The following is an 8,018-nucleotide window of genomic DNA, read 5'->3' on the forward strand; positions in this document are numbered from 1 at the left end:
ACGTCACCATGGCGTTCGGCACCGGCGGCCTGACCCAGTTCGCCGATACCAACGGTAACGCCCAAGTCAACCAGCTGCAGCCTGACGGTTATGCCGCCGGCCAGTTGGAGAGCGTCTCGGTCAGCAACGAGGGTCGCGTCGTCGGTAGCTACTCCAACGGCCGCAACATCGATCTGGCGGAGGTCAGCGTCGCCACCTTCAACGGCGCCGACTTCCTGAAGCGCATCGATGGCGGTGCGTTCGAGGTCACCAACGAATCCGGCGAGCCGCTGTACGGCAAGGGCGGTAGCATCTCCGGCTCGTCGCTGGAATCGTCCAACACCGATATCGCCGACGAGTTCACCAAGCTGATCGTCACCCAGCAGGCCTATTCGGCAAATACCAAGGTGATCACGACGGCGAACACGATGGTGCAGGATCTGCTGAACGTGATGCGATAGTCCGCGCGGCATTTGCCGGCGGCGTTTTTCGAGAGCGGTAGTATGTCATGAGTTTGAACGACGCACTCTCCATTGCAATGTCCGGCTTGCGCGCCAATCAGGCCGCAATGTCGCTGGTCTCGTCGAACGTCGCCAACGCGGAAACGCCTGGTTATGTCAAAAAGACGATCAACCAGGTTACGACGAACTCCGGGGCGTATGGCAGCAACGTCTCCGTTGTCGGCGTCAATCGCGAACTCGACCAGTATATCCAGGCCCAGCTACGCACGGAAACCTCCGGCGCGGGCTACGCGTCGCTGAAATCGAACTTCCTGCAGCAGCTGCAAGGCATGTACGGTAATCCGGGCTCGGTCGGCACGCTGGAGGCGGCGTTCAGCAGCCTGACCACTGCAGTGCAGGCGCTCTCGACCAGCGCCGACAGCCAGTCGGCGCGGATCGGCGTCGTCAATGCGGCGGCAGTGCTGTCCCAGCAGCTCAACTCGATGACGCAAGGCATCCAGAGCCTGCGCGGCGCCGCCGAGAACGGCATCAGCGATTCCGTCAAGACCGCCAACGGTCTGATGAAGCAGATCGCGACCATCAACAACCAACTGGCGGCCAATCCGAACGGCGGGACATCGACGGATTCACCGACCGCCGCATTGCTCGACCAGCGCGACCAGTACGTCACCCAGCTATCCGAACTGATGGACATCCGCGTCACCACCAATGGCGCCAACCAGATCACCGTGTTCACCGGGTCCGGCGTGCAGCTGGTCGGCCAGGAAGCCGCCACGCTGTCGTTCAACGCGCAGGGAACGGTGACCCCGAACACGACGTGGGATCCCACGACGTCGAAGAGCACGCTCGGCTCGGTCGTCGTCTCGTTCGCCAATGGTGGATCGATCGACCTGACCGCCAGCGGCGCGATCAAGTCAGGCAAGATCGCGGCCTACACCGAACTGCGCGACAAGACGCTGGTCGAAGCGCAGGATCAGCTCGACCAGTTCGCGGCCTCGCTCTCGAGCGCGCTGTCCGACAAGACGACTGCGGCAACCGTGACGTCGCCGACAGCCGGCACGCAGGCGGCCACCATCGATGTTTCCGGAATGAAGTCCGGCAACGTCATGCATCTGACCTACACCGATGCCAGCAATGTGCAGCATCAGGTCTCGCTGGTGCGCGTCGACGATCCCAACGTGTTGCCGCTGTCGAACAGTTTGACTACCGATCCGAACGACGAAGTGTACGGGATCGATTTTTCGAGCAGCCCCGCATCGATCGTGGCGCAGATCAATACCGCGCTGAACGGCAAGCTCACGGTTTCCGGCGCGTCGCTTTCCGCGCTGACGGTTCAGAACAACCCCACCCTGACCACGCTCACGGCGGCGTCGGTCACGACGACGGCGTTGCCGGGCTCGCTGACCAGCGGCAGTCCGCAACTGTCGCTGTTCACCGACAATGGCTCCGCCTACACCGGCGCGCTCAGCACGTCGGGTTCGCAGATGACCGGCCTCGCGGGGCGTCTCGCCGTCAACACCGGGCTGATTGCCGATCCGTCCAAGCTGGTGCTGTACGGACCGACGACGGCCGCCGGCGATACCACCCGCGCCGATTTCATCACGGCGCAACTGACGACGGCGAAATTCCAGTATACGCCGTCCGAGGGCGTGGGCAGCGCCACCAAGCCGTTCAGCGGCACGCTACTGAGCTACATGCAGCAGTTCACCAGCGCCCAGGGCGCCCAGGCGACGGCGGCACAGCAGCTTGCGAGCGGCCAGGACGTGGTGCTCTCGACGCTGCAGGAAAAGATGTCGTCGACCTCGGGCGTCAATATCGACGAGGAGATGGCGCATCTGCTGTCGCTGCAGAACGCCTATTCGGCCAATGCGCGCGTGATGTCGACGGTGAACGAGTTGTACAAAACCCTGATGCAGGCATTCTGAGGTAGTCATGACCATTAGCGGCGTCAGCGGACGGACATCCTATATCGGCTCGGGCATCCTCGACCTGCGCAGCCAGCTCGATACGCTCACCCAGCAGTTGTCGAGCGGCAAGGTGTCGAACACCTATGCGGGGCAGGGCAGCGGTCGCAGCCTGGCGATCACCCTGCGTTCGCAGATCACTGGCCTGGCCGGCTATGCCGACACCGCGGTCAACCTCAACACCCGCATCGGCGTCGCCAACCTGTCGTTGCAGCGGCTTGCCGACGTCAGTTCGTCGGTCAAGGGCGCCGCGGTCAGCGCGGGAAGCACGCTCGACAATAACGGCCAGACGGCCGGCCAGAAGACGGCGTCGTTGGGCTTCATCGATTCCGTCGATATGCTCAACGCGCAGTCGGGCGATCGCTACCTGTTCTCCGGCCGCGCCACCGATACCGCGCCGGTCGCTCCGGCCAACGTCATCATGGATGGCAACGGCGCGGCGATCGCCGGGCTGAAGCAGATCATTGCCGAGCGCAAGACCGCCGATCTCGGCATCAACTCCACTGGGCGCATCACCACAGCGATTGGCACGCCGGTCACCTCGGTGGGCGTCACCGAGGATGACGTGACGCCGGTGCCGCCGGCGCTGGCGCAGCCGTTCGGGTTGAAGCTAAGCGCGATCTCCACGACGGTCGTCGGCGCGACGGTTACCCAGCCGGCCACGCCGGCGGCGCCTGCGCAGAAGTCGATGTCGGTGGATCTCGGTACCAGCAATCCGGCGGTGGGCGACCAGGTGAAGTTCACCTTCACGCTGCCCGACGGCACTTCCGAAGATATCGTGATGACGGCATCGGCCACTACGCCGCTGGCCGCCAACAGCTTTCTGATCGGCGCAGATCCGACCGCCACGGCGGCCAACCTCAACACCGAACTGACCAAGTCGGTCAAGAACCTGGCCAATGGCCCGATGGTCGCTGCCTCCGCCATGCAGGCCGGTGACAATTTCTTCGACGAGCCGCCACTGCGTGTCAGCGGCACGCCACTGGGCTCCGCGACGTCGCTGGTCGCCGGCACCGCTGCCGACACCGTGATCTGGTACACCGGCGAGACCGGGACGGATTCCGCTCGCGGCACCGCCGTCGCCAAGGTCGATGACTCGATCACCGTCCAATACGGCGCCCGCGCCAATGAACAGGCGCTGCGCACGCAATTGCAGAACGTCGCCGTATTCGCGGCGGTGACGACGCCGGCGACCGACCCCTATGCCAACGCGCAGGTCGCAGCGTTGAATCAGCGTGTGGCGCAGAACCTTGCCACCGTCCCCGGCACGCAGACGATCCAGGACATCCAGGCCGACTTCGCGGGCGCCCAGGCGTCGATCAAGTCCACCACCGATCGGCAGATCCAGACCAAGGCGATCAGCGAGACGCTGCTGGATTCCATCGAAGGCATCAACGACGACGAGGTCGCCACCAAGATCCTGGCGCTGCAGACGGCGTTGGAGGCGTCCTATAAAACGACGGCGCAATTGTACCAGATGAGCCTGGTCAAGTTTCTGTAAGCGCAGCTGCCGGCGTGTCAGGATTTGTCGCCGCGGCGCACCAGGTTCGCCACATCGCCCAATAAGCGGCCTCCACGGCCCGTGTGTACAGCACAGGATTGCCGGCAGCGGAGGCGAGGATGCGTCCCGGCAGGTCGCGACGGATCTCCGTCAGTCTCTGCACATCCTGTCCACGCGATACGGCGATATCGACATAAGCGTCGGCGTCCGCGGCAATCCAGTCCGGCATGTCGATCGATGCCAGAATTGCGGCGGCAACGCGGCTAGGCAACGTGGTCCCGAGCAGGGCCACCACAGGGACGCCCATCTGCAGCGCCTCCCATGTGCTGACGCCGCCGTTCTGCGGGAACGGATCGAGGCAGACATCGACGTCGTTAAGCTTTTCCAGATGCTCGGGCCGACTGCTTCGGCCAAGCAGCAGGAGGCGGTCTGCCGTCACGCCACAGGCGGCAAAACGCGCGAGCAGGCCGTCGTGCACGGCGGGATCGTCGAGTATGAAATCCTTGATCAGCATTTTTGCCGTCGGCAGCTTTCGCAAGATTTTCGACCACACCGTGATCGCATCGTTGGATAGCTTGCTGATTCGATTGAAGGTGCCGAAGGTGAGATAGTCGTTGCGCAGCGCCGGTGGCTCAGCACGGGCAATGCTGTCCGGGAGCGGTTCTAAGGTGACCACGCAGGGCAGGTCCCAGATTGTCTCGGCATAGAGCGGACGCACCTCGGCGGGAATCGCAACCGGATCGGAGAACAGGTAATCGATGGTCGGCAGCCCGGTGCCGCTCGCATGGCCCCACGCGGTGACCTGAATCGGTGCCGGCTTTCGCGCGAACACGTCAAGCCGGTTGCCGTCGCTGTGGCCGGACAGGTCGACCAGGATGTCGATACCGTCAGCGGCGATCTGCTTGAGCATCATTTCATCGGACCAATGCCCGGCGTCGTGCCAGCGTTCGGCGATGGCGCGGAACTCGTCCGTTACGGAATCCTGAATGGACGAACAAGAGTAACAGATGATCTCGAACTTTTTCTTGTCGTGGTTCTGCAGCACCGGCCTGAAGGCGAAGGCGGCGGAGTGCGACCGGAAGTCGGAGGACACATAGCCGATCTTCAGCCGGCGCTGCGGGTCGCGCGCGTTGCCGTGGGCCAAGGGAGCCCTGGCCGCCAGCCGAGCGCCGATCTGCTTCCACCACAGGCTGCGCGCCTGCTGTTGCTGCGCAACGGTGCTTGTGGCGACGAAGTCGAGTGCGAAGATCCTGCTCCCGATCGCCTCGGGGAAATTGGGTCGGATTGCCAGCGCCTTGTCGTAGCTTTCGACCGCCTTGTCGGCATCGCCCATTCGCGCGAAGCTGTTTCCCAGCACGGTGTAGCCTTGGTAAGATGCTGGTTCCAACGCGATCGCTTTTTGACAGGCTGCAATTGCGTCGGGCAACCGGTTGGTATGCAGCAGCGCGCTCGCTTGGCTGACGTACGTGGCTGCGAATTCGGGCGGGTGCGCCAAAGCGCGATCGATATCAGCAAGGGCCTCGTTGAACTTACTGAGCTTCAGCCAAAGCGCAGCGCGGTTGGTGTAGGCCTGCGTAAAGGCCGGATTGATGTCGAGGGCGCGCTGAAAAGTGGTAAACGCCTCCTGATGACTTCGCAGGTCGCTTAAGGCAGTGGCGCGTCCGTTCAGGGCCTCGAGCATGTCCGGTCGATAGGCGAGCGCCCGGTCATAGCTGGCGAGCGCCTCTGCCGGGCGAATTAGTTCGAGCAGTGCATTGCCCCGGTTGCTCAAGGCGTCCGCATTGCGGCCGTCGAACAGGATGGCGCGATCATAGCTCGCGATGGCGTCCTCCCAACGCTTTAGCTGTGAAAGCAGCAGACCGCGGTTGCCATGGCAATTGGCGTAGTCGGCCTTCAGCGCGATCGCCTTGTCATAGCTTTCCAGAGCTTCGTCGAGGAGACCGAGCTCCTTGCAGGCATTGCCGAGATTATTGAACGCCACAGCGTAGCTCGGCCTGAGCGCGATTGCCCGCCGGTAAGCGGCTCGCGCTTCCTCGTAGCGCTCCATTTGGAACAGGATAATGCCAAGGTTGGAGTGCGCATCCGCCGATCGGGGATCGATTTGCAGAGCCTGATTGACAAGCTGTTCGGCTTCGACGAGGCGCCGGGCACCGAATTCGCACAGAGCCAGCATGTGAAGCGCACCGAAGTTCTCGGGTTGCAGATCGAGAACCTGGCGATACAGCAGGGCGGCTTCGGCGATACGTCCGGCTTGATGCAGAGCGGTCGCCCCCGAAAACAGGGCGTCAGCTTCCGCTTTGCGCTTCTTCTTCAGGCGGGCGTTCTGAAATGCTCGTTGTGCTGCGTCGTTGCTCATCTGTCCACCATTCCGAATCGTGCGGCAATAGTAGGCGCTGTCCGGTCAAAAAACGAGATGCTGCACCGTCCCGAGCCGGCGGAGGCCATCGACTGGCGCTGCCGTCGCTGTGGCTCTGGAACGAAAATGGGCTCTCTAGACCGCGCGGATACGGCGGCATTGCAGCACGTCACCTGGCTGGCGTCGGGGCTGGTTAAATTTCCGTCAAGAGGGCTGCGCGCCTTTGCAACCTTGCGCGTTCGGAAATACCACCATCGGGACGTGGTCCTGATGGGCGTCAGGCCTCCAACTAGATGATTGCTCTCATTTTTTCCGGGATACCGCGGTATTCGCAACCGCAATCGCGTGCGTGGGCGACGGCCGAATGCACTCGCAAACTAGATCAATTCAACGGGGTCCCTTTTACTGAAAGTTATATCTTGGGGTCCATGTTCCAACCACCGATCAAGAAGATCGTAGTTTAGTCTACCAGGAAGGTATCTAACATGTCCGGCATTACGCTCTCGTCCTCAGTCCGTCAGAACTTGCTCTCGCTCCAGTCCACGGCTGAGCTGCTCTCCACCACGCAGAACCGCCTGTCGACCGGCAACAAGGTCAACTCGGCGCTCGACAACCCCACGAACTTCTTCACCGCGTCGTCCTTGAACTCGCGTTCCAGCGACATCAACAACCTGCTCGATGGTATCGGCAACGGCGTGCAGATCCTGCAGGCTGCCAACACCGGCATCACCTCGATCCAGAAGCTCGTTGACTCCGCCAAGTCGATCGCCAACCAGGCCCTGCAGACCACCGTCGGCTACACCAAGTCGTCGATCACCAGCCTCGCCACCTCCACCGCGACTGCTTCCAACCTGCTCGGCACGGCTCCTGCAACCACCGCCACCTTCACTGGCGGCGCTGCGGTCAGCAATGTCAGCACAGCCAGCGCGATCACCGGTGGCACGACGCTGTCCGGCACCGGCACCACCAACTCGATCACGGCCAGCTTCGCTGCAAACGATACCCTGACCGTCAACGGCCAGACCCTGACGTTCAAGGCTTCGGGTGCTTCGGGTGCGAACGAGATCGACATCACCGACACCGTCACCAACTTGCTTGCCAAGATTGACGGCCTGACCGGCGGAACTGGTTCGACCGTTACCGGCGGTAAGCTTGTCATCGATACCGGCGCGACTTCGGATCTGTCGATCACCAGCTCGAATGCTGGCGCGCTGGCAGCTCTCGGCCTCGGCACCGGTGCCACCCAGGCTCGTACGCCTGGTGTCCCCGCGCTCCAGGGCAAGACGCTGAACATCGCTGCAACGGGCGGCGGTACGGCTTCGGCCATCACCTTCGGCACCGGCACCGGTCAGGTTGACACGCTCGACGAGCTGAACTCGGCTCTGGCGGCGAACAACCTGCAGGCCAGCATCGACACCGCCGGCAAGCTGACCATCTCCACGACCAACGATGCGGCTTCGGCCAACATCGGCACCGTCAGCGGTACGGCCAGCTCCACGTCCAGCGTCGGTTTCAACGGCCAGACCGTTGTCAACGCTGTCAAGGACCCGACCTCGCAGGCCACTCGCGCCAGCTTGATCGCCCAGTACAACCAGGTCATCGATCAGATCACTACCACTGCGCAGGACTCGTCCTTCAACGGCGTGAACTTGCTCAATGGCGACACCCTGAAGCTGACCTTCAACGAAACCGGTTCTTCGAAGCTCAGCATCTCCGGCGTCAGCTTCGGCCCCGGCGGTCTCGGCCTGTCGAAGTTG

The 8,018-nt window shown here is 62.8% G+C and carries 5 protein-coding genes; 4 read left to right on the top strand and 1 reads right to left on the bottom strand.

The annotated features are described in order from the left end of the window. The 3 genes from JWR89_RS15210 to JWR89_RS15220 form a co-directional block, all read left to right on the top strand. Positions 1-440 (top strand): flagellar hook-basal body complex protein (locus JWR89_RS15210; RefSeq protein WP_299717553.1); only part of this gene is annotated, 440 nt, incomplete at its 5' end. A 47-nt stretch (positions 441-487) separates the two neighbouring features. Continuing rightward, the gene (gene flgK / locus JWR89_RS15215; protein WP_299717555.1) at positions 488-2,365 is read left to right on the top strand and encodes a flagellar hook-associated protein FlgK; all 1,878 of its coding nucleotides are present in this window, start codon (positions 488-490) and stop codon (positions 2,363-2,365) included. A 7-nt stretch (positions 2,366-2,372) separates the two neighbouring features. Next, complete coding sequence (locus tag JWR89_RS15220; RefSeq protein ID WP_299717557.1) at positions 2,373-3,905, top strand: flagellar biosynthesis protein FlgL; 1,533 nt, start codon at positions 2,373-2,375, stop codon at positions 3,903-3,905. Here JWR89_RS15220 and JWR89_RS15225 read toward each other — a convergent pair. Beyond that, positions 3,892-6,261 (bottom strand): glycosyltransferase family 41 protein, encoded by a 2,370-nt coding sequence (locus JWR89_RS15225; RefSeq protein WP_299717559.1) that lies wholly within the window; start codon positions 6,259-6,261, stop codon positions 3,892-3,894. The two genes, JWR89_RS15220 and JWR89_RS15225, sit on opposite strands and share 14 nt — an antisense overlap. Positions 6,262-6,746: 485 nt before the next feature. On the opposite strand from JWR89_RS15225, the gene JWR89_RS15230 reads away from it, so the two are divergent. Next, positions 6,747-8,018 (top strand): flagellar protein (locus JWR89_RS15230; RefSeq protein ID WP_299717561.1); only part of this gene is annotated, 1,272 nt, incomplete at its 3' end.

The organism is Tardiphaga sp., assembly GCF_028290785.1.
Taxonomy (GTDB): Bacteria; Pseudomonadota; Alphaproteobacteria; order Rhizobiales; family Xanthobacteraceae; genus Tardiphaga.

What these genes read in the sequence shown, in the direction of transcription:
- flgK (WP_299717555.1), top strand. Translation starts at nt 488, where the DNA reads ATGAGTTTGAACGACGCACTCTCCATTGCAATGTCCGGCTTGCGCGCC.
- JWR89_RS15220 (WP_299717557.1), top strand. Translation starts at nt 2,373, where the DNA reads ATGACCATTAGCGGCGTCAGCGGACGGACATCCTATATCGGCTCGGGC.
- JWR89_RS15225 (WP_299717559.1), bottom strand. Translation starts at nt 6,261, where the DNA reads ATGAGCAACGACGCAGCACAACGAGCATTTCAGAACGCCCGCCTGAAG.